General features: G+C 49.1%; 27 protein-coding genes and 1 tRNA gene. 10 read left to right on the forward strand and 18 right to left on the reverse strand.

Going from position 1 to position 23741, the window contains the following annotated elements:
• Positions 1–123: 123 nt before the first annotated feature.
• The 5 genes from NC980_RS10545 to NC980_RS10565 form a co-directional block, all read right to left on the reverse strand.
• Positions 124–195, reverse strand: a tRNA-Lys gene (locus NC980_RS10545).
• 160 nt (positions 196–355) lie between these two features.
• Positions 356–2023, reverse strand: coding sequence for a PRC-barrel domain-containing protein (locus NC980_RS10550; protein ID WP_190379110.1), 1668 nt, complete (start codon positions 2021–2023; stop codon positions 356–358).
• 48 nt (positions 2024–2071) lie between these two features.
• Complete coding sequence (locus NC980_RS10555) at positions 2072–2248, reverse strand: hypothetical protein (protein ID WP_190379111.1); 177 nt, start codon at positions 2246–2248, stop codon at positions 2072–2074.
• Positions 2249–2508: 260 nt separating this feature from the next.
• Complete coding sequence (sbcD, locus tag NC980_RS10560; protein WP_190379112.1) at positions 2509–3786, reverse strand: exonuclease subunit SbcD; 1278 nt, start codon at positions 3784–3786, stop codon at positions 2509–2511.
• A 4-nt stretch (positions 3787–3790) separates the two neighbouring features.
• Positions 3791–4597 (reverse strand): SDR family oxidoreductase, encoded by an 807-nt coding sequence (locus NC980_RS10565; protein WP_190379113.1) that lies wholly within the window; start codon positions 4595–4597, stop codon positions 3791–3793.
• 29 nt (positions 4598–4626) lie between these two features.
• On the opposite strand from NC980_RS10565, the gene NC980_RS10570 reads away from it, so the two are divergent.
• From NC980_RS10570 to NC980_RS10580, 3 genes are all read left to right on the forward strand, one after another.
• Positions 4627–4881: a glutaredoxin family protein gene (locus NC980_RS10570; RefSeq protein WP_190379114.1), complete on the forward strand. Its 255-nt coding sequence runs from the start codon at positions 4627–4629 to the stop codon at positions 4879–4881.
• Between the two features lie 36 nt (positions 4882–4917).
• The gene (locus tag NC980_RS10575) at positions 4918–6423 is read left to right on the forward strand and encodes a UDP-N-acetylmuramoyl-L-alanyl-D-glutamate--2,6-diaminopimelate ligase (RefSeq protein WP_190379115.1); all 1506 of its coding nucleotides are present in this window, start codon (positions 4918–4920) and stop codon (positions 6421–6423) included.
• A gap of 76 nt (positions 6424–6499) precedes the next feature.
• Positions 6500–7525, forward strand: coding sequence for an ABC transporter permease (locus NC980_RS10580; RefSeq protein WP_190379116.1), 1026 nt, complete (start codon positions 6500–6502; stop codon positions 7523–7525).
• On the opposite strand, the gene NC980_RS10585 is transcribed toward NC980_RS10580, so the two are convergent.
• Complete coding sequence (locus NC980_RS10585; protein WP_190379117.1) at positions 7522–8415, reverse strand: hypothetical protein; 894 nt, start codon at positions 8413–8415, stop codon at positions 7522–7524. The two genes, NC980_RS10580 and NC980_RS10585, sit on opposite strands and share 4 nt — an antisense overlap.
• Positions 8416–8562: 147 nt before the next feature.
• Positions 8563–9291 (reverse strand): ABC transporter ATP-binding protein, encoded by a 729-nt coding sequence (locus NC980_RS10590; RefSeq protein WP_190379118.1) that lies wholly within the window; start codon positions 9289–9291, stop codon positions 8563–8565.
• A 216-nt stretch (positions 9292–9507) separates the two neighbouring features.
• Here NC980_RS10590 and NC980_RS10595 point away from each other — a divergent pair, with 216 nt between their 5' ends.
• Positions 9508–10377 (forward strand): lipid kinase, encoded by an 870-nt coding sequence (locus tag NC980_RS10595; protein ID WP_190379119.1) that lies wholly within the window; start codon positions 9508–9510, stop codon positions 10375–10377.
• Here the strand turns inward: NC980_RS10595 and NC980_RS10600 are convergent.
• From NC980_RS10600 to NC980_RS10615, 4 genes are all read right to left on the reverse strand, one after another.
• Positions 10337–11245 (reverse strand): FTR1 family protein, encoded by a 909-nt coding sequence (locus NC980_RS10600; protein ID WP_190379120.1) that lies wholly within the window; start codon positions 11243–11245, stop codon positions 10337–10339. The genes NC980_RS10595 and NC980_RS10600 overlap by 41 nt on opposite strands.
• An 84-nt stretch (positions 11246–11329) precedes the next feature.
• Positions 11330–11950: a heme-copper oxidase subunit III gene (locus tag NC980_RS10605; protein WP_190379121.1), complete on the reverse strand. Its 621-nt coding sequence runs from the start codon at positions 11948–11950 to the stop codon at positions 11330–11332.
• 55 nt (positions 11951–12005) lie between these two features.
• Positions 12006–13766, reverse strand: a complete 1761-nt coding sequence (gene ctaD / locus NC980_RS10610) for a cytochrome c oxidase subunit I (protein WP_190379122.1) — start codon at positions 13764–13766, stop codon at positions 12006–12008.
• 19 nt (positions 13767–13785) lie between these two features.
• The gene (locus tag NC980_RS10615; RefSeq protein WP_190379123.1) at positions 13786–14850 is read right to left on the reverse strand and encodes a cytochrome c oxidase subunit II; all 1065 of its coding nucleotides are present in this window, start codon (positions 14848–14850) and stop codon (positions 13786–13788) included.
• Positions 14851–15258: 408 nt separating this feature from the next.
• Between NC980_RS10615 and NC980_RS10620 the strand changes: the two genes are divergently transcribed.
• From NC980_RS10620 to NC980_RS10630, 3 genes are all read left to right on the forward strand, one after another.
• Positions 15259–16185, forward strand: coding sequence for a heme A synthase (locus NC980_RS10620; RefSeq protein ID WP_190379124.1), 927 nt, complete (start codon positions 15259–15261; stop codon positions 16183–16185).
• A 49-nt stretch (positions 16186–16234) separates the two neighbouring features.
• A complete protein-coding gene (locus NC980_RS10625) occupies positions 16235–17206 on the forward strand; it encodes a heme o synthase (protein ID WP_190379125.1) in 972 nt (323 codons plus the stop codon).
• A 653-nt stretch (positions 17207–17859) separates the two neighbouring features.
• Positions 17860–18201: a type II toxin-antitoxin system HicB family antitoxin gene (locus NC980_RS10630; protein WP_190379126.1), complete on the forward strand. Its 342-nt coding sequence runs from the start codon at positions 17860–17862 to the stop codon at positions 18199–18201.
• 77 nt (positions 18202–18278) lie between these two features.
• On the opposite strand, the gene NC980_RS10635 is transcribed toward NC980_RS10630, so the two are convergent.
• The 5 genes from NC980_RS10635 to NC980_RS10655 all read right to left on the reverse strand — a co-directional run bounded on the left by NC980_RS10635 (position 18279) and on the right by NC980_RS10655 (position 20538).
• Entirely contained in the window at positions 18279–18455 is a 177-nt protein-coding gene (locus tag NC980_RS10635; protein ID WP_199298725.1) for a glutathione binding-like protein, read from the reverse strand.
• A gap of 198 nt (positions 18456–18653) precedes the next feature.
• Entirely contained in the window at positions 18654–19064 is a 411-nt protein-coding gene (locus tag NC980_RS10640; RefSeq protein ID WP_190379127.1) for a VOC family protein, read from the reverse strand.
• 81 nt (positions 19065–19145) lie between these two features.
• Positions 19146–19577 (reverse strand): YciI family protein, encoded by a 432-nt coding sequence (locus NC980_RS10645; RefSeq protein WP_190379128.1) that lies wholly within the window; start codon positions 19575–19577, stop codon positions 19146–19148.
• Positions 19578–19634: 57 nt separating this feature from the next.
• Positions 19635–20132 (reverse strand): VOC family protein, encoded by a 498-nt coding sequence (locus tag NC980_RS10650; RefSeq protein ID WP_190379129.1) that lies wholly within the window; start codon positions 20130–20132, stop codon positions 19635–19637.
• Positions 20133–20178: 46 nt separating this feature from the next.
• Positions 20179–20538, reverse strand: a complete 360-nt coding sequence (locus NC980_RS10655) for a YciI family protein (RefSeq protein ID WP_190379130.1) — start codon at positions 20536–20538, stop codon at positions 20179–20181.
• A 165-nt stretch (positions 20539–20703) separates the two neighbouring features.
• Here NC980_RS10655 and NC980_RS10660 point away from each other — a divergent pair, with 165 nt between their 5' ends.
• Positions 20704–21957: an RNA polymerase sigma factor gene (locus NC980_RS10660; RefSeq protein WP_190379131.1), complete on the forward strand. Its 1254-nt coding sequence runs from the start codon at positions 20704–20706 to the stop codon at positions 21955–21957.
• 97 nt (positions 21958–22054) lie between these two features.
• Here the strand turns inward: NC980_RS10660 and NC980_RS10665 are convergent, their stop codons facing one another.
• Complete coding sequence (locus NC980_RS10665; protein WP_199298726.1) at positions 22055–22594, reverse strand: hypothetical protein; 540 nt, start codon at positions 22592–22594, stop codon at positions 22055–22057.
• 102 nt (positions 22595–22696) lie between these two features.
• Here NC980_RS10665 and NC980_RS10670 point away from each other — a divergent pair, with 102 nt between their 5' ends.
• Entirely contained in the window at positions 22697–22924 is a 228-nt protein-coding gene (locus tag NC980_RS10670) for a hypothetical protein (RefSeq protein ID WP_190379133.1), read from the forward strand.
• Complete coding sequence (locus NC980_RS10675) at positions 22921–23109, forward strand: hypothetical protein (RefSeq protein WP_190379134.1); 189 nt, start codon at positions 22921–22923, stop codon at positions 23107–23109. Before NC980_RS10670 ends, NC980_RS10675 begins: the two co-directional genes overlap by 4 nt.
• A gap of 2 nt (positions 23110–23111) precedes the next feature.
• Here the strand turns inward: NC980_RS10675 and NC980_RS10680 are convergent, their stop codons facing one another.
• Positions 23112–23735, reverse strand: coding sequence for a TetR/AcrR family transcriptional regulator (locus NC980_RS10680; protein WP_190379135.1), 624 nt, complete (start codon positions 23733–23735; stop codon positions 23112–23114).
• Positions 23736–23741: the final 6 nt, after the last annotated feature.

Below are 23741 nucleotides of genomic sequence, written 5' to 3' on the forward strand. Positions count from 1 at the left end.
CTTTAGAAGCGCTAACAGAATAAAAGAGCGCTCTACTTCTTCAACCGTTATGTCACCGTTAAAAGAGTAGAGTGCCCTTATTGAATCAATTGAAGCTTAAGAAATAGCAGCCCCGGAAAAGTATGGGTCGCCCGGGATTCGAACCCGAGACCAGTCGGTTAAAAGCCGAATGCTCTACCGCTGAGCTAGCGACCCGCGGATTTCGTAACCTTGCTTAATCTAACACACAAACTGGGTAAATTCCAAGCAAAACTGAATTTTTTTTAGAGGACGAGCGCGAAAGAACATCGGGGAGTACGGCTGTTCGATTCTGTTTAGATCCGAAACACAGCTTACTCCCCAATTCTCAACCCCGTTAGTTGTGAATCGCGTGTTCTTGCTCTAGCGATGCCATCCCAGACTCAGGGGCACGTAGCTCTTCTTCGCGAATCGTCGGTTCTTTGCTGTAAACAGAATTAAGCAGAATGTTGATCACACCACTGGTTTCCGCTTGCTCGATCGCTTTGTGAGTAATGATTTCACCCACGTTCAGGATCACGTTGTCTTGACGATCAAGAATGACTCGATTCACCGGACGACCCAAAGCGTGTTCGACGCGATTGCGGTGGATTGCACTAGCGCTACGACCTTGGTATTCAGCGAAGCGCTCCTTGAGGCCGTGCCACAGCGTTTTGGCATTTTCGCGGGCGATCGCAGCTTCCTCCTGGAAGATTGCAGCTTCTTGATGCAGTCGGCTCGATGCGATCGAGGAGTGATTTTGTAAGCGGGTACGGACGATCGCTAAAGAATCGTTTGTCGTACCACGAACTGCTTCGGTTGGATGCAATCCGACTGCATCTAGGAGCGCAGTTTCTCGGTTGGTGGCTTTGGCACGTTGGATCACGATATCGGTAACGATCTGACCGGGTGCAGCGATGATCGCACCACTGTCAGCGCGAATCATGCGATCGGCGCGTCGTCCTTTAGCTTGTTCGACTCCGAATCGAGCCGTCACCGTCGAGAAGGTTTCATTTGCTCTTTGAGTCAAGGTTTGAAATCCAGTCCGGGCGCGATCGCTGACTTCTTGAAATCCGGTTTGAACGCGCTCTCCCAATTCATGAAGCTGGCGGTTAGCGGGTGCAGTCAAGCTTCCCCCTGCGGCGCGGTAGAGGCTTTCTAGTTCGCCTGCGTAGCGAGCCGCTTCGGCAACGGTTAGGGTGATGACTTGATCTTTACCAATCAGCAGTTGTCCGTCATCGGTGTAGATATCGCGATCGACCGTCTTTCCAATCACATAGGCAAACTGCTCATCGGGATCGACAAGTTGATTTGTCATCGTTGTGGTGGCGCTGTGCGTTCCGTTTTCAAATCCATTCGAGACGGTGGTGGTCGCGGCTTGGAGTCTTGTATTTGCGGCTTCTGCGCTGCGTTGGAGCTGCTCCTGTGTCGATTGGGCTGCGGTTTGAATGCTTTGACCTGCCGCTTCTGAGCCTTCTTGAATGCGAGCCGATGCGCTTTGCATTGCACCCCGGATGCCGCCGACTTGTTCTTCCATCAGTTCCGCCGTTTCGGGTGGAACAAAAGTGACATCGCGACCGATGCGGATCGTCTGAGGTGCAGGAATAAACGATCGACCCGAATAAGCATCTGCAAAGATACCGCCCGACGTTTCGTAGCCTTCGATTGCGCCTGTTTGCTCGTCAAAGAACAGATCGACGACAGAGCCGAGATAGCGTCCGTCGGTGGTAACAATGCGGGTGCCTTTGAGAATAATATTGCGACGAAATACCCGATGAATTCGCTCATCGTGGTGTGTAGAAATGATCGCTTCTTTAGTTGGAATGATTAGAGTGTCGCTTCCAAATGCGGAGATTGCTTGAAGCGGAACGACCTTTGCTGAATGAAATAAACCTGATTCTTGAACTAGAATCCCTAGCAATTGATTGGTGTCTTGATCAAAGATGAGGTCTTGAACTCGTGCCACGCGCTTGCCAGTATCAAAGGCAAGAATTGTTCTGCCGATGATGTCACTTCCTTTTCTCATGATGCCCTCTTATTAAAGCTTGGATGTAATTGATAAGAATTCAGCAAGTTATCTTGCGTCAAAGTCGTTATTTTGATCGATCGGATAAGGCACAGTACGACCAAATCCGGGAACAACATTCATATATCCGTAGTATTCAAGTGAGACTCCAAGGGCAGCGGCAGCGAGAATAATCAGCGCGATCGCGGGAGTCGGATTTGAGCGTTTCCCAACTAGGCGTGGCATATTAATTTCCAGTAAATGAATTACAAAAATAGAACAGCAGATTTGAGGCGATTAGCGATTCCTGAACTTATCGTTCCGCTAATAATCAAACTGTAGATTTTTGTGAATTTATTGCCATCAATCTACCGATGTAATTCAGGTGAAGGATTAATCCTTATTTGATTTTTGAAGATGGTTTGTTTGGCGATCGTTCTTGCAACAACACCCCACTCCCCACTTCACAACTGATTCAGGATCGCTACAGATAAAACGACTGGCTTCTACAACAGCTTCAATTGCGTCTGCCCGGCTTCCATTTCTCCAGCATCCGATTCAATATAAAACTCTTCCTCTGCTAGTAACGCTTTTGCCGCTTCTAAAATCGGTTCAGCTAACAGTTTCAAGTCTTCGCGATTGGCTAAATAGGCTCTGAGGGCATCTAAAGGCTCGATCGCACTTCCGACCCCTAATTCCGGTAAGCGCGATCGTGACATCTGACTGAGCAATCCTGCCTGAATCGTGTAGGTGTGCGTGATCGATAAAACAGTGTGCAAGTCGGAATCATCGATCAAATCAATCTGCTCAGGACGAACTTGGTAAATGACGCGAACGACGGCATCTTCAATCGGCTTATTCTCGATCGCCGCCAGTAACTCTGAATGGGGATCGTCCGACTCGGTTAAATCGAGTTCGATCGTGCAGAATGAGCGCACAGGCAGCGGGCAGAATTCGAGCGTGGTCGAACCGCGCTCGACTTTCACCAGAGCATAGCCTTTCTCCTCATGTTCCTCGCTAAAATCAACGCGCTCGATACTGCCGGGATAAACCACAAGCGGATCTTCTGACAAAATTTGATGTCGATGCACATGACCTAACGCCACATAATCGAACGCATCGCGAGTTAAAAATTCTAATGGAATTGTGAACCCTTTACCAACGGCTAGAAATCGCTCTGCGCCATAGCTTGCGGCATCCACCATCAAATGCGCCAGCAATACGGTTGGAATTGTGGGATCGAGCCGACGGATTTCACCTTCCATTGCCGCTCGTAATCGATCGAGCAGTAAATGTCCCACTTCCGACATTGATAACCCTTCGGTTTCAGGGCGAGTTAACAACGTCGATCGCGTCAACCAAGGTAAGGTAATCACTTGAATGTCACCGTTTCGGGTTTGGATGCGATGCGTTTCTAATCGATCGCCCACAACCACATGAGGCACACCCAGCGTTCGATAGATGCACAAACTTGCACCGCCCGCCCCTTGAGAATGCTGATCGTGATTTCCAACTAAGAGAACAACAGGAATTCCTAAATCGGCAAGGCGGCGAAACTGTCCTGCAAAGGCTTGCTGAATGTAGGGAGGCGGAGTTGCATCCGGAAACGCATCGCCGCCAAATAGCACTAAATCCACGGGTTCAGAAATGGCGCGATCGATACATTTTCCTAAAGTAGCGACAAAATCTTCCAGTCGCGTATTCAATCCAGTTTCGGGATTAATCTTGCCGTGAGCAAACCCGCTACCGAGATGAATATCCGACAAATGAAGAATCTTGATCATAAATTTAGCGAGTCATACCACTGCGAATAATTGTACTAAACACGCGGTCAGGCAGCACCTTTCTCAATGTGAGGAAAAGGCGACCGACACGATCGCTCCCATACCGCAATCGCCGCGAAGTATCGGTTGCGGCTCGGTAAATCGTTTCTGCTACAACTTCTGCGGGTTCGCCTTGATTCTCTGCCTGTTTCAGGTTTGCCAAAACTCGATCGACAAACTCGTCATAGGCAGTAATTTCAGATCGGGCAATGTCGGGAGAGCGATCAAAAAAATCGGTTTTGATCGGACCGGGTTCAACTAATTTGACGCGGATGTTAAACGGCTCTAATTCGTATTGCAGCCCTTCAGAAAAGCCCTCAACCGCCCATTTGCTGGAGTTGTACATTGTGTAGGTCGGAAACGATATTCGACCCGCAATCGATGAAATGCTTACAATCACTCCCGATCGCCGCTCACGAAAATGCGGTAGTACGGCTCTTGTGACTTCCATCAGTCCAAACACATTCGTATCGAACTGCTTACGGATCTGCTCCGGTGAACAATTCTCGAATGCTCCGATCAATCCATAGCCTGCATTGTTGACTAGGACATCGATCGCGCCAAATTGGGACAAGGATTGAGCGATCGCGCTTTGAATTGAATTTCGATCGGTGACATCAAGCCGGAGTGGATGAATGTTTTCGGTGAGCCAATCGGCTTTTTCGGGAGTTCGCATCGTTGCAATCACTGTCCAACCTTTTTGTGCGAACAGTAAAGCGGTCGATCGACCAATTCCCGTTGATGCGCCTGTAATTAAAACCGTTTTCGTCATAATATCGGGGGATGATTTGGCACGCAGTCATGAAACTTATTCTGTACAGTAAGCCCGGATGCCATCTGTGTGAAGGGTTGCAGGAGAAATTAGAGCAAATCCACAGCTTCTCGTTTGAACTCGAAATTCGGGATATCACGACCCGCGACGATTGGTTTCAGGCGTATCAATACGAAATCCCGGTTTTGTATTTTGAGGATAAAATGCTGCCGCGTCTTTCTCCACGATCGACCGTTCAACAAGTGGAATCTATGTTACAGAAATATATGTCATCAAACGCTTAAAACGTAGGCGAAGCTCGATTGGGCAAGGAGTTATCGATGCAGCTTAAAGAATTATTAGCCAAGCTTCCGAACATGGGCGAGATTCCGAATCATCCCGCGCTCAATGCTGAAGTCAAACGGTTAACCACGAATTCGCTTTCCTGTCAGATGGGCGATTTGTTTATCGGAATGCCGGGGACTCGTGTGGACGGAGGAGATTTTTGGCAAAGCGCGATCGCGGCAGGTGCGATCGCGGCGATCGTGTCTCCGCAAGCTGCGAGTCGGGCGATGGGCGATCCGGCGTTTCAGTCCGAGCCGCCACCGCTCGTGATTCCGGCGATCGACATGGCTCAAGCTTGCGCCGATTTAGCGACTGCGTTTTATGATTTTCCGGCTCAAAAGCTGAAGTTGGTTGGGGTCACGGGCACGAATGGCAAAACCACGACCACGCATTTGATTGAATATTTGCTGACGCAATTGCAAAAACCCACTGCTCTACTTGGAACGCTCTACACGCGCTGGAAAGGCTTTCAGCAAACGGCACTGCATACGACTCCGTTTCCGGTGGAATTGCAGCACCAGTTAGCTTCAGCGATCGATGCTGGCTGCAAATATGGCGTGATGGAGGTAAGTTCTCATGCTCTCGCTCAAGGTCGGGTATTGGGCTGCGAATTTGAAGTAGCAGTGTTTACCAATTTGACCCAAGATCACCTCGACTTTCACCGCGATATGGATGACTACTTCGCAGCCAAAGCGCTCTTATTTGATGGCGATTATTTGCGAGGGAAAGCGATCGTCAATCTCGACGATCCGTATGGGCAGAAGTTGGTCAATCAGTTGCATCGCGACTCTGTTTGGACATACAGCACTCAGCAACAAGCGGATCTGTGGACAAGCAATCTGAATTATGAATCAGACGGTGTGAGTGGTACACTGCATACTCCAAAGGGCGAAGCTGCGTTTAAGTCGCCGTTAGTCGGACAGTTTAACTTAGCGAATTTGCTGGCAGCAGTAGGAGCAGGATTACAGTTAGGGTTGGAATTGAGCGCGATCGTGGAAGCGCTACCCGGATTTACAGGAGTTCCGGGTCGGATGGAACAAGTTCAAATTAAACCCGATCAAGATATCAGCGTGATTGTAGACTATGCTCACACGCCGGATAGTTTGGAAAATATGCTGAAAGCATCTCGTCCGTTTATTGGGGGACAGATGATTTGTGTGTTCGGCTGTGGGGGAGACCGCGATCGTACCAAGCGCCCGAAAATGGGGAGCATTGCTGCAGCGTTAGCCGATCAGGTGATCGTCACTTCGGATAATCCCAGAACCGAAAATCCAGAGCAGATTCTAGAAGATGTTGTGGCTGGAATTCCAAAATCAGTCAACCCGACTGTGATTAGCGATCGTGCGACTGCGATTAGAACCGCAATCTTGCAGGCAAAACCCGGCGATGGCGTGTTGATCGCGGGTAAAGGGCACGAAGATTATCAGATTCTGGGTACGGAGAAGATTCATTTTGACGATCGAGAACAGGCGCGAGCGGCGCTGGTCGATCGGTTCCAATAAATCCGGGTAGAGACGTTTCGCCGAAGCGCCTCTACCGTGTCGGGTACACGCACCAATTTTCACTAGGCAACAACTCATGTCTCGATCGAGCGCGTTACGCTACTACGTTTTATCCCGATTGTTGATGGCTCCAATGATGATTTGGTTGATCACAACGATCGTGTTTCTTCTACTCAGAGCAACTCCTGGCGATCCAGTCGATGCACTTTTAGGGCCAAGAGCACCCCAAGCCGCGAAAGATGAACTCCGCAATCAGTTAGGACTCGGTAAACCTTTATTTTTTCAATACCTAGACTACATGGGGTCGTTGCTGCGACTCGATTTAGGTAAATCCTTAACCACTCAAGGACAAGCCGTTTGGGAAATTATTGGTAAGTTCTTCCCGGCAACTGTCGAACTGGCAATCGTGTCGTTGGCGATCGCGCTCGCGGTTGGGATTACTGTGGGTGCAATTTCCGCCTCGCGTCCGAACACTGCCTTAGATGCAGGTGGACGGCTGTTTGGCATCATCACCTATTCCATTCCAATGTTTTGGTTCGGCATGGTGTTGCAGCTTGTATTTGCTGTTGGATTGAAATGGTTTCCGCTGGGAACGAGATTTCCGCTCACGATCGCGCCTCCGCAAGCGGTCACGGGGCTGTATACGATCGATAGTCTGCTCAGTGGTCATCTGGATCAATTTCTAGTTGCGCTCTATTATCTTGCGCTGCCTGCGATTACGCTTGGGGTGTTAATCAGCGGCATTTTTGAGCGAATCGTGCGTGTTAATCTGAGGCAAACTCTGCAAGCGGAATATGTCGAAGCTGCCCGCGCACGAGGAATCCCAGAATTGAAGATCCTGATCAATCATGCGTTGAAAAATGCAATGATTCCAGTGATCACAATTCTGGGGCTGACATTCGCTGCGTTGTTAGGGGGAGCAATTCTTACAGAGGTGACATTCTCATGGCCCGGACTTGCAAATCGCTTATACCGAGCCATTTCTCAACGAGATTATCCAACCGTGCAAGGAATCGTTGTTTTCTTTGCGTCTATTGTTGCGATCGCTAGTATTGCGATCGACATCATTAACGCTTACATCGATCCTCGAATTCGCTATTAACGAGGCGCACAAGCAACAGACACCGACGAAGCGACTTGATTTGATCCAGCGTTAGCACTGAACGATCGTTGACCGTATTGGAGCGCATTCAAATTCGATATCACTTCATGACCAGCCGTTCCTGCCGGACCGTTGTAGCGGTATGCTACTGCCGGATTGGGGTTGTTTGCGTCAAACTGACGATTGACTGCAACAGGACGCACACCCGAATTGGAATTGTAGGTTGTCGTTGAACCCATCGTGTTCTCGTTCGCAGTTGAACCCATCATGTTCTGGTTTGTCGTTGCGCCAGCCGTGTTGGGAACGCCAATTCTCGCAGCCGCAGTGCTCGAATCTAAATTCTGAGTGTTGTTCGCTGAGGTCGAATTGACCGAACTGCTCATGCTGCGGTTCATGCTCATGTCGCCGTTCATATTAGCGTTAGCGCTCTGGTTAGTAGTCGTGCCAGCCGTGTTGGGAACGCCAATTCTCGCAGCCGCGGTACTCGAGTCTAAGTTCTGAGTATTATTGGTGCCGCCGATCGAGCTGCTTGCGCTGTTACGAACGCTGCTGTTACGGACACTGAGATCTGGATTCAGAGTCAGGCTACCATTGTCAACTCCAGTTCTGGCAGTGTCATAGCTCGACGGTGCAATTCCAGTGCTGCTCGAAGTTTCGGAGTCGATCGGGCCACCCACACCACCAGCTACAGGTACACAGTTATCAGAAGTGCTACCGGGGGTTTGAGTATTGAACTGATTTTGGTTTTCCAGGCGGTTGACATCGCCATTGTTAACAACGCCTTGTGTGGGCACTGCTTGAGCAAATGCGGGCAATGCCATCACGGCAGCGGTTCCAGTTGCGCTCAGAATAGCGAGTGTACGTTGAGCAAGGTTCATGTGAGATTTCATAGGTTTCCTCAAAAGGTAAAGTAGTAAATGACGTTAGAAAATCTGTGCTTTCCTATACTCCCTAACTGTAAAAAGAAAAACTACAGTCGTTCTCTGTCTTTCGGGGTTACTCACTCTCTCTCAACAGTAGGAAAGATTAATCCCTCTTTAACCGCGTGCCCTACCTCCGCCTAAATAAAGTTCTGCGACTTTCGGATTGTTCAACAATTCTGATCCAACTCCTTCAAATCGATCGCGCCCCGCTTCTAATACATAGCCTCGATCCGCCATTTCCAAGGCTTTGCGGGCGTTTTGTTCGACCAGCACGATCGCGGTTCCATCCCGATTAATCTGTCTAATTTGATCAAAGACGCTATTCACCAAGATGGGAGACAGTGCCGCAGAAGGTTCATCGAGTAACAGCAAATTCGGTTTGAGCATCAAAGCTTTTCCCATCGCTAACATCTGCCGTTCGCCACCGGAGAGGGTTCCAGCTCTTTGCTTACGTCGTTCTGCTAAACGGGGGAACCGCTGATAGATTTCGTCCTTGAGCGGTTGGAGCGGGACATCTCGGACAAATGCGCCCATTTCGAGATTTTCTTCGATCGTCAAAGACGGAAACACATTCGCAAGCTGTGGCACATAGGACATGCCCCGCTGCACGATTTGATCCGATCGAAGTCCTGCGATTTCGTTGCCGTTGAAGCGAATGTTTCCGGTATGCGGCTTCAGCAATCCGAACACCGTTTTGGCAAGCGTTGATTTTCCGGCTCCGTTGGGTCCGATAATCGCCACCAGTTCACCCGGATAGACGCGCATATTCGCACCTTGCAAAATGTCCAGGTCTTTGACATAGCCTGCATGAACGTTTTCAACTTCAAGGATTGGAGCAGTCATAGGACGGATGGAAGAGGATACTTAGAATCAAACTGTATCATTCTGATGTGGTTTTCTTAACGGCTTAGTGTCGAGGTGCTGAGTTCGATCGAGGATTTCGCTTCGTTTTGGGCGACTTTTGCTCGATCGCGATCTTAGCGATTGTTGTATATCCGTGCGAGAACGTTGAACATTCGCTAAAATCGCGGCATCGGCTGCATTCTTGTGATGGTTATCATGGTTCGTCGTGCGCTCCTTCTCGTCAATCGCAATGCCCGTAAGGGACAGGCTCAGCTTGAAGCTGCAATTAGTCAGTTAAACGTATTGGGCTTTGAACTGCTCGAAGCACCGACCGATCGTTCGTCTCGCTTAGCGGAAACGATTCGGGAGCATCGCGATCGCGTGGATCTAGTCATTGTCGGTGGCGGAGATGGCACGCTGAACGCTGCCGTTGAAGGGTTGATCGAAACAAAGTTGCCGCTTGGAATTCTGCCGCTCGGAACGGCAAACGATTTAGCGAGAACGCTCGGCATTCCTTCAACTTTGCCCGAAGCGTGTCAGGTGATTGCGAACGGTAAGAAGCAACAAATTGATCTCGGTTGGGTAAATGGCAAGTATTTCTTTAATGTTGCAAGTTTGGGTTTGAGTGTTCAGATTACACGCGGCTTAACTAAGACCGCTAAACGGCGCTGGGGTGTATTTGCCTATGCTGCAACTGCGTTTCAGGTGTTGTGGAAGTCGCGGCGGTTTAAAGCGGAAATTGTGTGCGATGGTCGATCGCAGAAAGTGAAAACCGTTCAAATCGCTGTCGGCAATGGTCGCTATTACGGTGGCGGAATGGCAGTTGCGGAAGATGCCGCGATCGACGATGAACGCTTGGATCTCTACAGTCTAGAGATTGATCACTGGTGGCAAATGGCGCTGGCGCTGCCTGCTCTGCGCCGTGGAACTCATACCCAATCTCGCTGGGTGCAGTCTTGGCAAGGAAAAGAGATTTTTGTGTATGTGCCAAAGGCGAAATCAATTAATACGGATGGTGAAATCACGACGACAACGCCCGCGCATTTTAAGGTTGTTCCGAAAGCGCTGACGGTTTTGGTTCCTTAACAGGATTTAGGCTTTGTAAATACAAACGACCCACGATCGTAAGGAAGCTGAGATAAGCGATCGCTTCAATCCAATAGAGTCGATCGACATATCCAAACAATGTATGCAGAATGACTCCTGGAAATTGTTTCTGCGATAGCACCGTTGAAGCGTCCCAAATCAATCCACCCAGAAAGCAAGAACTTGGCTCAGAGAGACATAAGCTGGCATAGCGCGGATTCAACTGAGACAGAATTGCAAAGCTCTTATCCAAGTGCGCCAATACTCCGATCACCAATCCAGAAACAATCAGCAGCAAGAAAATTCCCATCCCCTGAAAGAACTGTTTCAGATTGATTTTCACACCCAGCTTGAACAAGAGAATGCCAACGACGATCGCGCCTGTTAATCCCCCCGCTGCACCAATCACAGGCGACCACCCTTGCTGAAACTGTGCTGCGATAAACACAACAGTTTCAAATCCTTCCCGCAGCACCGCAAAGAAAATCAAGCCAAACACACCCCAAGCGGCATTGGTTTGCATTGCTTGATCGATTTCGCGTTCGACTTCTCCTTTGAGTGATTTTGCCTGCTTTGTCATCCAAATCAGCATCCAACTCAGAAGCACGATCGCAATCAATCCAAATATCGCTTCGAGCAATGGTTTAAACACTGGCGCATATACTTGATTGGAAGCCTCTAAACTTCCCAATGTCCAAAGAAAGACAACCCCAACGGCAACGCTGGCAACTATACCCGCACCAATACCAGCGTAAACCCAAGGATTGAGATTCGATCGACCCGCTTTACTCAAATAAGCCAGCACAATTCCCACGACGAGTGCTGCTTCTACGCCTTCGCGCAGGGTAATCACAAACGTTGACAGCATAAATAGGCAAAACGCAAGATCTTTAAGTTCAATTAAAAACGGATGGAGCAAAACTACTCCATCCGTCCTCTAAATTTATCAAACTTACAGAAGATACAGCAGGATAAACAGGATAATCCAGATGACATCAACAAAGTGCCAATAGATTTCTGCGGCTTGGACTCCAAAATGTTTTTCGCTGTTGTAGTGATTCGGAACGCGCGATCGCCACAGTACCGCCAACATCAGAATCAACCCAAAACAAACGTGCAGCCCGTGAAAGCCAGTTAGAACATAAAACGTGCTGGCAAAAATGTTTGTTCTCAGTCCGAATTCTAAATGGAAATACTCATAAAGCTGACCTGCTAAGAACACAGCCCCCATCAGCGCCGTGATCCCAAACCACAACCGCAAGCCTTTCACATCATTTTTCTGAATTGCTTGATCCGCATTGTGAATCACAAAGCTACTGCCAATCAGAACTGCCGTGTTAATTCCAGGCAGTAAGAGTTCTAGTTTTGGCGTTCCTTCCGGAGGCCAGTCCGGAGTCACGGCACGAAAGGCAATATATGCCATGAATAACCCTAGAAAGATCATTCCTTCAGCCGCAAGAAACACAATCAGTCCAGGAATGCGGAGATCGGGATGCTCCTGATGATGGGCAGGTTCTGCGATCGCTTCTTGTTGGTAGTCGCGAGAAGTTTTTGCAGGATCGATAGTCGTCATGGGTATTGCAAGAATAAAGGACAAAAGGATGAAGCCACTTCATCCTTACAAGGCTTTATCGATTGTTGCTTTCGGTTCCCCGATCGCTCGGATTGGCAGCAACTACGGGATCAGGCTTTGCTCTTAGCGTCGAGCTAGGGCCAGCCGACAGTGCTGGATTACTGGCATCCGAGAATGGCACATCTACCTCAGTCGATCGTGGCGCTAAACCGTAGTCATAAGGGCCTGTTGCCAGCACCGGATCAGCGATAAAGTTCTCTGGCGGAGGCGGAGAAGTGGTCATCCATTCCAGCGTCAACGCCCGCCAAGGATTGTCTCCCGCAGGCTCACCGCGTAGCCAACTCCAAGTGACATTCACAATAAACGGGATGGTTGACATCGCCAGCAGAAAGGCACCGATCGTACAAATCAAATTCAGCGTTGCAAACTTGGGATCGTACTCCGCAATCCGGCGGTTCATGCCTTCTAAGCCCAACTTGTGCATCGGCATAAACGCCAAGTTAAACCCAACAAAGCTTAACCAGAAGTGAGCCTTGCCCCAAGCCTCATTCATCATGCGCCCCGTAATTTTCGGGAACCAATGATAGAACGCTCCATACAATCCGAATACACTACCGCCAAACAGAACATAGTGCAGGTGAGCGACGACAAAGTAAGTATCGTGAACGTGAATATCAAACGGAACAGAAGCCGTCATTACACCGCTAATTCCACCGATCACGAAGAGCGCAATAAATCCCATCGCAAACAGCAATGCGGAACTGTCGTCCAATTTTCCACCCCAAAGCGTTGCCAACCAGCTAAACACCTTAATTCCAGTCGGAACAGCAATGATCATCGTCGTGATCATAAAGAACATTCGCATCCAGGGCGGTGTGCCACTGGTAAACATATGGTGAACCCAGACGATTAAGCCCAAGCCACAGATGGCAAGACTGGAGTAAGCGATCGCTTTGTATCCAAAAATCGGCTTACGAGCGTGAACGGAAATCAGTTCCGAGATCATGCCGAACACAGGCAAGATCATGATGTAAACCGCAGGGTGCGAGTAGAACCAGAATAAATGCTGATAAACGATCGGATCGCCGCCCCCAGTGGGATTAAAGAATGCTGTTCCAATCAACACATCAAACGACAGCAGAATCAATGCACCCGCCAATACCGGAGTAGCAATCACCGCCAGAATGGAGGTAGCGAACATCGCCCAGCAGAATAAAGGCATTTGGTTCCAGCCCATGCCGGGAGTCCGCATTTTGGCGATCGTCACCAAGAAGTTAATTGCCGCCAAAATCGAAGAGGTTCCCAGAGTCAACACGCTGAGAATCCAGATCATTTCTCCGGCTTTTCCACTGATCAGACTCAGCGGTGGATAGTTCGTCCATCCCGCACCAGGCGCACCCACCAGAAAGCTGCTCATAAGCAGAATTCCAGCCGGCGGAATCATCCAGAATGCCAGTGCGTTGAGCTTCGGAAACGCCATATCCCGTGCCCCGATCATCAGAGGCACAAGATAGTTACCAAAGCCGCCTGTTCCCGCAGGAACAATCCACAAAAAGATCATCACCGTTGCGTGAACGGTGAACAGACTATTATACACTTCGCGGCTGACAAAATCAGATTCTGGAGTCGCTAACTCTGTCCGCACCATCGTTGCCAACACGCCGCCAATCAGATAAAAGACGAAGGTTGTTACAAGGTACTGAATCCCGATGACTTTGTGATCAGTGCTAAAGGTAAAGTATTGTTTCCAATCGCCCTTTTTATCTGGGTGAGCGGGGCGATTCGCTTGTTCTTGAATTTGGGCTGCTTGTGTCATAGCAAAGGTGTTTTAGAGGTTAGCTCATCGGATGAAGTTGATGCAGCAGTTCAGGAGTGACACCCGCTTCTTGGGCGTAGGGTGTGAGGTACTCGGTGTCCGTCATCTCAGCAGGATTTAGCGCGATCGTACGATCGCTTGCATTGGTCTGCGCGACCTTCAGGCTTTGAAGCCAAGTTTCATAAGCTTCGGGCGATTCCACCACGACATGAGATTTCATTGCACCATGGTAGGCTCCACACAGTTCCGCACAAATAATCGGATAGTCTCCTTCTTTGGTCGGAACGAAGCGAATTTCAGATTGTCTTCCCGGCACAGCGTCCTGTTTCAATCGGAACTCAGGCACCCAAAACGCATGAAGCACATCATTCGCCGTGATATTCATGACGACTGGACGACCCACAGGTAAATGCAGTTCACCTGCAATAATTTCTTCAGGATAGGTAAACAGCCAAGCGTACTGCATTCCTGCGGCATTAATAACTAACGGTTCTTGTCCGGTCGCGGGAATGGAACCCGCTCTAGGGGCAACGTTTCCAGCAGCGGGAGCATCTTTTCGCAAAGGAATTTTTTCCTCGATCGCATCGGTTGCAGCATTCTGACGCACTTCCGCATCTTTGGCGACGGGATCAACTTGCGCGATTAACGGGGCTGCGATCGCCGCTCCTTTCATCTGTGCCATTTGATGCGACTGCTTCGAGTGCGCCGCCATCGAGTGATCCATCGGATTCATACCGCTTTCAGTGTTGTAGATCTCAAAGCTATACACCGAAATCCCCAGCACGATCACTGCCGGGATCGCCGTCCAAAGAATTTCAAGCGGAATATTGCCGTGGACGGGTGGCCCGTCGCTGAGGTCATCGGGATCACGGCGAAAGCGGAAGTACGAATAAACCAGCACAAAGATCACAAGAAGAAAAATGCCTGTGCCGATCGTCAACATTGCACCAAACAACTGATCAATCAGTGGAGCTGCTTCGGAAGCAGCGACCGGGAGTAGGTTATGGTTCTGACCATACCAAAGGCTTACGAGCGTCAGAATGATGCCCGCGAGGAGAGTTGAAATTTGACTAGGAATGTTCACGGCTCACCAATCTTGCCTATAACTACTTCAAGGGTTCTAGATTCTGGATATTGGGTAAACAGCTTTTAGGTAGAGATTTATGCTGTCTATGTTGCCGTCTTGACAATTTTCCAACGAGTAGAGAGAACAGTGTCTATTGAGAATGCTTGCTCAATCCAGTCTAGTCTTCTTCCACGGTAGGGCAGGCGAATCGAATCTGGGGGGCAAATTTCTTGATCTTTAAGGTTTTCTTTGGGATCAGCCCCAACTAAAGACGCAGTGTGGACTTTATTTAAGCGAAATCCAAAGAATTTCCAAAACTCGATCCTAATTTAAGATTACGTCACTAAAGTAGAACCTAGAGCAGATGCTTCACGCTTCATGAACTTTTATTTCTAGAGAACGACTATCCGCCTTTCGGAATTAATTATGTCTGATTCACTGTTTGATCCCTCCACGATTTCTCATCCGACTCAGGCTCGCAGTTGGATTACTCGCCTCGTTTTCGGTTTGGCAGTCGCCACTTTATTTCTAATGGCGTTGGGCAGTGCTACGCGAGTCATGAATGCGGGATTGTCCTGTCCAGATTGGCCCTTGTGTTATGGTGAGTTTGTGCCTCGCAGTCAGATGAATCTTGAAGTGTTTCTTGAATGGTTCCATCGCTTGATTGCTACCACGATTGGATTCGGTACGATCGCCTTGGTCGCCGTTTCTTGGTGGTTCCGCCGCGACTTACCGAAGTGGACATCTTGGGCAGCTTTGTTTGCCTTGTTCTTAGTTGTGTTTCAAGGCGTTTTAGGCGGTTTGACGGTCACAGAGCTACTGCGCTTTGATATTGTGACGGCGCACTTGGGAACCGGATTGTTATTCTTCAGCACGTTATTGACGATCGGAACCTTACTGATTCCTTATCAAGGCACCGGAACGGTTGGAAAGCTTCGGTTAGTCGGAATTGCTGCGACGGGTTTTGTTTACTTTCAGAGCATTCTAGGCGGATTAGTGTCGTCGCAGTGGGCATTGCATCAATGCTTTGGACAGTCGCAACTGTGTACGATCATGAATAGCCACATTGCAGGAATTGTGCCGCCGATTCTATCTGTGCTCACTTTGGTGATTTTGGCTTGGCGTACTCCTGCCTTGCATCCCCTTCTGCGTCGTTTAATCAATGTTGCCGGATTGCTTCTGGTACTGCAAATTACGTTAGGAGTAGCAACTTTCCGCTTGCAGCTGCAAGTTGAACCGCTAACCGTCGCTCACCAATTAACCGGAGCCGCTTTACTCGGAACATTACTGGTCTTTACGGTGCTGGCTTTGCGCGATTCGGCTGAAGGGCAGGTCGTCAAAGTTGAAGCTTAAGATCTGAATAACTTATGCTTACTCTCTCTACGTTTGACCGAGATAAAAAATGCAAGATTCAGCAACGGGCGTAATCCGCCACAACCAAGATTTTCTTCAAGTTATTAAAAGCTATTGGCAACTCACCAAGCCGCGCATTATTCTGTTGCTCTTGATTACAACAGCAGGTGGAATGTGGATTGCGGCTCAGGGACAGGTTGATCCGGTACTGCTAATCGTGACGTTGATCAGTGGCGCATTTGCAGCAGGATCAGCGAACACAATTAACTGTTTGTACGATCGCGATATCGACTACATCATGGAACGGACTCGCAGCCGTCCGCTTCCATCCGGTCGAGTCAGTGTTCGAGATGCGCTCATCTTTGCCGTCACATTGGCGTTAACTTCGTTTGGATTGTTAGCGTATTTCGCGAACTTGCTGAGTGCTTGTCTGGCAATGTCGGGAATCTTCTTTTACGTGGTCGTCTATACGCACTGGCTAAAGCGCCATAGCACCCAGAATATTGTGATTGGTGGGGCTGCGGGTGCGATTCCGCCGCTAGTCGGTTGGGCTGCGGTGACAGGTGATTTAAGTTGGGCGGCTTGGGTGTTGTTTGCGATCGTCTTTCTTTGGACTCCGCCGCATTTCTGGGCGCTAGCGATTCTGATTCGTGAAGATTACGCCAAAGTTGGTGTTCCGATGTTGCCTGTGGTGAATGGGAATGAACCAACGAGCAAGCAGATCTTTTACTACACGCTATCTTTGATTCCGGTGTCGCTGCTGTTAGTTTATCCGCTGCATGTGATGGGTGCAGTGTATGCCGCGATCGCGCTTCTATTAGGCGGCATCTTTGTGCAAAAAGCTTGGAATTTGATGCAGGCTCCGTCGGATTTGATGGTAGCTCGATCGACCTTTAAGTATTCGATTCTGTACATGATGCTGCTTTGTGCGGGAATGGGAATTGATTCACTCCCTGCAACTCATCAGCTTATCAGTGCGATCGTTCAACAAGCTCAAACCATTGTGGGAGTGGTTTTCTAATTCTTGAGTAAGCTGCTGTTGCTCAGGCAGGTTAACGACTGAACTTCCTGCAGGAAGTCTGATTTCATCAGCCTCAAGAGTTGCAGCATTGCGTGATGAACTATTCCGATCGGACGAGAGCATCCATTCCTTAAGACTGATTTACGGGAAACAGAGCAAAATTATTCTATTGATATGGGAACTTAGATAGCCGCAAATACGCGTCTAACGTAAAAGGCACTCCGAAGATGTGGTCGGGGTGTTTTTTATTTATGTGAGATGAGGTAGCAAATGACAGAAGCGAAGCTTGAAAGCCTCATCAAACTCCGGGATCAGCCATTTACTTAGAAAGCCGATGGCGGGATTTGAACCCGCGACCGCTCGATTACGAATCGAGTGCGATTAATTTCTAAAACCTAACGATGGAGAGGATTGTAGCTTATCTCAATTCACATTGCACCCTGTTTTATCTCAATCCTTACCTCAATCGCCCAGACGCACTTGTAGAAAAGCTTTGAGCGATAATCGCTCCGATTTGTGTTGAGATTTTGAGTTTTATGCTTTCTGGGGACGATTTGAGTAAAGACAGTCAGCAGATTCCACATTACAAGCTCGCTCAAATTAAAGATTGAAATTGGTTAAAATTGAAGCCGAACGACCAAGAGGCTTGAACCGTGCAGTATCAAGTGTTTGTGCAGAATCCGCCCCAACAGCAGTTTGCCGAATCGGTTGTGAATGTACCGGGTGTGATGGCAGAAGGGCAAACGAAGGAGGAAGCGCTAGCGAAGCTTGCCAGAGGCACCGCGAAAGCAAAAGCGATGCTGGAAGAGAAATTGGCAAGGGGTGAATTTGTCACAATCGAGGTTGAGTCTCGCCCATTATCCGTAGAGGCTAATCCCTGGAGGAAACACCAAGGTATTTTTGCCGATGATCCAACCTTTGATGATTTTCTAGCGGAGGTCGAGGCTTATCGACGCTCAGTCGATGCTCAAGAGATAGAAGAAACAAAAGAATGACCTGCTGCTTTGTCGTTCTCCCACACTCTCTCAGCATACAAGTCCATCAAGCCTAGGACGCGACAATCGTGCAGAACTTAATCGTACTCACTCCAGTTACCGATACTAGCTAGCGCAATCGCGATTCGCATCGGTGCCTTGGGTCGCTCATACATTCGCTCCATGTAAGTTGTCAAGGTTGGAAAAGGGGCAAGTAGCTGAAGCTCGTTCGCCCAATCCAGTGTGTAAGCGAGGACAAAATCAGCGATCGTCACCTATTCACCGACCACACACTGCCGACCCAGCAGATGTTGTTCGAGAACAACAGCCATGCTCGTGAAGTCTTGCCGAGCGAGTGGGAGTTCCGCAGGCAATCTTATCTCCTCTGGATATAAAGCCGTGTAGCGAGAGATTCTCCACAAGGGAACGTGGAAAATGGTTGGAGGGGGACAGCATTGATTAGAAATGACGAGTCAAGCTCCCTTCTCGCAGTTCACCATCCACGGAATGCCAAACTGATCGACTAACATTCCGAATCGAAATGCCCAGAAAGTTTGCTCAAAAGGCATTTTGACCGTGCCGTTTTCTGCTAGAGCATCAAAAATCCGCTCTGCCTGGGTAGGGTCATCAATGCTGATCTGCATAGAGAAGCCTTGGAGAGGTTCAAAATATCCAGGTGGACAGTCTGATCCCATCAACAAGCGGTCTCCCAAATCCAGGCAAACATGCATGATTTTGTCATGCCATTGAGAAGGCACTTGCTCTGCTGAGGGGGCTTCCTTGTGCGTCATCAGCGTGACAATTTTGCCGCCAAAACAATGTTCGTAAAACTTAAATGCTGCCTCACAGTTCCCGTCAAACATCAGGTAAGGATTCAGTTGCATGAGGTTTTTCTCCAGTAATTCACTATGGTTGATGCGTTAATGGTTCGATCGTGAAAATAACTTGAGTGTGTGCGTCATCCGTTACTCTTGTTTCAGTGTTTCAATCTGCGTACGAATGCGGTCTTCCTGCTCCCTCAATTCGGGTGTCAGGGCTTCACCAAAATCATCTGCCTCGAACACGGGACGAATCTCAATCTCGGATTCTCCTGGCATCGGATTGGGACAGCGCTTCACCCAGGAGATCGCTTCTTCCATTGAGTTCACTTGCCAGAGCCAGTACCCTGCAATTAGCTCCTGAGTTTGGCTGAACGGTCCCTGGATCACGCTTCGATCGGATCCTGAAAAGTGAACCCGCACGCCTCTCGAACTGGGATGGAGTCCCTCGCCCGCGAGCAAAATGCCTGCTTTGACTAATGCTTCGTTGTATTGACCCATTTCGGTCAAAAGCTGTTCGCTCGGCATCACACCTGCTTCAGAGTCTGGAGTTGCTTTGATAATAACCATGACTTTCATTGTGAAATCTCCTGTTTGGTTTTGAGCTGGATAATTCAGGGTTTGGTGCGCTTATTGCTATTCGGCAGCAACGCGCTTGAGTTCATCAATCTCGATCTTCTTCATTTGCAGCATGGCAGTCATAACTTTTTGGGAGGTTGCTGCATCCGGGTGATTGAGCAACTCGATGAGGATGCGGGGAATGATTTGCCATGAAACCCCGTATTGATCCTTGAGCCGGCCGCACTGCTGGGCGGTTTCATCCCCACCCGCAGACAGTTTTTGCCAGTAATCGTTCACCTCTTCCTGGGTATCACAATAGACTTGGAAGGAAATCGCCTCATTGAATTTGAAGGCTGGACCGCCGTTCAGTGCTGTGAACGGTTGACCATCGAGTTCAAAGCTCACGGTCATGACTGTTCCGGCGGGTTTTCCGTGGATTTCCTGCCCCGCTTCTCCGTACCGAGCGATGTGGACAATCTTGGAATTGCGAAAAATTGCGGTATAAAACTGAGCGGCAGCTTCGGCTTGATCGTCAAACCACAAACAGGGCGTGATCTTGGAATTGTTTTGCATAGTCGGTTGCCTCAAGGTGAACTTTAAGTTTGAAAGTTAAGCGCAGTCAGAGTTGCCCTGGTAGTCCCGCAACTTCAACGACCGGACGAATTTCGACCGTACCGACTTTTGCGGCAGGAATTTGGTTGGCGATCGCAATCGCTTCATCGAGATCCGGGGCATCGATCAAGAAAAAGCCCCCCAATTGTTCGCGTGTTTCTGCAAACGGTCCATCGGTGACGAACGACTTCCCCGCTCTGACCCGAACGCTGGTTGCCGTGGCAACGGGATGAAGGGGTGCGGTCGAGAGATACTGCCCTTTCGAGTCCAGTTGCCGCGCCAATTGAGCCGAGTCTGTGTAGCATTGTTCTCGCTCAGCTTCGCTCATGACATGTTCTTCCAGGTAAATCAGTAATACATACTTCATCCGGTTGCCTCCTTTAATCAGTGAGTCGAACGGCAGGGGTTGCAATCGACAAGTTGCCAAAGAATTTTTTCATCTAGTACGATCGTGCTTCCCCCTCCTTTTGTAAGTCAGTCGAACGGGAATCGCTCAAATCGACAGGTTTACTCAAAATTTTGAGGTTTAGGTATGGCTCCAACTGCAAAATCAGAGGTCAGTCAGGCAATTGCTTCCGTTTACCGGGCGGAATGGGGGCGGATTATTGCCATTTTGATTCGGCTGGTGGGAGATTTTGATATTGCAGAAGAGGCAGCACAGGAAGCGTTTGCGGCAGCGGTGAATCAGTGGCAAGCGGACGGTATTCCATCTCTCCCTCGCGCTTGGATTATCCGTACCGCCCGATATAAAGCAATTGATCGCCTGCGGCGACGATCGCGGCTGACGGAAAAGCTGGAATGGTATGCGGCATCTGGGTTGATTCCAGCGAGCGAGGAGCCAACCTACGAGATGGATGAAATTCCAGACGATCGTTTGCGGCTGATCTTTACCTGCTGTCACCCGGCACTCGCGATCGAGACTCAGGTATCGTTGACTTTGCGAATGCTAGGTGGACTCGAAACCGACGAAATTGCTCGTGCTTTTCTGGTGCCCACAGCGACGATGGCGCAGCGACTGGTGCGGGCTAAGCGCAAAATTCGGGATGCGGGCATTCCCTACAAAGTGCCAGACACAGCCGATTTACCACCACGAATTGATGCAGTGTTGAGTGTGATCTATCTCATCTTTAACGAAGGCTATGCGGCGACACGGGGTGAAGCAATGATCAGAGCCGATCTGTGCGCTGAAGCAATTCGGCTCGGTCATCTTCTGAGAGCATTAATGTCCCCACAACCGCCCTCAGAACTAACGGCACTCGTGGCACTGATGTTGCTGCACGACTCCCGACGGGATGCTCGTCTGGATGAGCGAGGCGATTTAGTATTGCTTGAAGATCAAGACCGCTGCCGCTGGAATCAGCCGCAAATCGCTGAGGCGCTACCGCTAGTTGAAGAGGCGTTACGCGGCGGAACAGGCCCATTTGCGCTGCAAGCCGCGATCACGGCTCTCCACTGCCAAGCAGCACGGGCAGAAGACACCGATTGGACGCAGATCGTTCGCCTGTATGATGTCTTGGAACGCTTACATCCGTCCCCGATCGTCTCCCTCAATCGAGCCGTTGCGATCGCGATGGTAGATAGTCCTCAAACGGCGCTCAAACTGATGGACGCGCTGACCTCCGAACTCGACCACTATCACCTATTCCATGCTGCCCGTGCCGATTTACTCCGTCGTATCGGGGCTTCAGAAGCAGCGGCACAAAGCTATGGCCGGGCACTAGAGCTAGTCACCAATGACAGCGAACGCCGTTTCCTCGATCGTCGGCTGCACGAGATTCAACCTTGACGGTATTGGTGCATGATTAACCTTGTCGTTCTTAATGCTCTATCTGCACGCTACAGCGGTTCTGTTTCCAAGCCTGGTATTGTGCCTACCAGAAATGCTAAATCTTCTTAAATGTGCGAATGATTTGATCAAAGGCGGTTCGGTAAGCTGCATCATTATTGCCGTAACCAGTTTTAGATAACGTAACCAAAGTAATCTCATCATCAGATTGAAAAGCAATATGTTCATGCTCGTATAGTCCACTCGACTGAAAAGCGATTCCGGTTTGACCTGAGATCGTGGTTGTCCTGAATTGCTGTGGAGCGGCAAATCGATTATTCTGTTGTATCCAGTTCTGCAAGTCTAGCTTTTTTGAATTCTGATAAACGGCAACTTGAACATTGGCAGGATATTCTGTTCCACCTTCATAAGCCCCTGCTTTGAGCTTTTGGTAACGTTCCTTCGTCCAGATCTCGATCGTCGCGATCTTATCTGCCTCAGTCGGTGGAACCTTGGTCGATGGATCGACCACAAAATCCTTTTCAGGATAGCGAAACTCGAACCCTAAGCGATCGTTGCGATAGACATCTTGTGCCGAGGAAACCGGAGCAAGAGTTGGAGAACTGGCAACGATCGATGGCTGGTTTTGGCAAGCCATTATTGTTCCTGCCAATAGACTCAATGCAACTGATCCAAATATCCATTTTTGAAGCGATTGTACATGCCACGTCATAGCTTTTTAGAACGAAGAAGACAAACTATGACTTCAAATGAAGAAAGCACCATTCCAAAAATCTTCTCACATGCTTACATCGGTGAAATTGATGGTCGAGCTTTTTATGTGATCTTGTACTATCCTCGCGAGTATGGAGATGGCTTTTCACCAAGAGCCGATGTGATTCTCAAAAATCTCAAAGGTAGAGGAACAGACTTGAGCAGTAATTCTCAACTAGCATTGAGGGAAATTGGGGCACTTCAGATTGCATGACCCTTGCAGAGGTATCAAAAGCGATCGGTCAACCCCTGATTTCACAAGGAGAACCTGCTCTTGGTAGTAATTGTAGCTATGCTGCTCCACAGCGATGGATTCAGGGACTGAGCTTTATGATGATTGACGATCGTACTGCTCGCATTGATGTACGCCGCTTCAGATCGACTACGACACTGACTTGAACTCAATTGTTGCTTGTGATCAAGTGAATCAACTGGCTCACGAGACGATCGCGCTCCATCGGTAAAATATCTCCACCGTGTAACATCTCTTGCACAATCATAAAATGCACGATCGTACCGATAAAAATTCGCGCTGTTGCTTCTGGATCAGACAGAGTTAAGTGAGGGCAATTCGTGAAATAGTGAACGAGCTTTCTAAAAGCCGTTTGCTCGATGTTAGAGACAAAAGCGCGAGCAAGCTGCGGAAATCGCCCAGATTCACCCAGAATGAGCCGCATGAAGTTCAAGAACTGCGGCTCATTCTGGGCAATGTCTAGCATTCGGTTCGCAAAATCTCTTAGAACAGTCTGCGGCGGCATTTGCAAAATTTCAGCATCCGCTGCACCAAAGATAGATTGGAACTTTTGCTCAACGAGCCGTTGAATCAGCGCAATAAACAAGCTTTCTTTGCCTTGAAAATGGCTATACACTGTCGCTTTTGAAACTTTAGCGGCGATCGCAACTCGATCCATACTCGTTGCCGCATACCCATGCACTAAAAACTCTTGCATTCCCCCGGCTAAAATCGCTTCGGTTTTTTCGGGTGAGAGTTGTCGATCGGTACGCTCCGATTTTTCCTGTTTCATGCTCAA

It is taken from the genome of Leptolyngbya sp. AS-A5 (genome assembly GCF_039962495.1).
GTDB lineage: Bacteria > Cyanobacteriota > Cyanobacteriia > Leptolyngbyales > Leptolyngbyaceae > Leptolyngbya.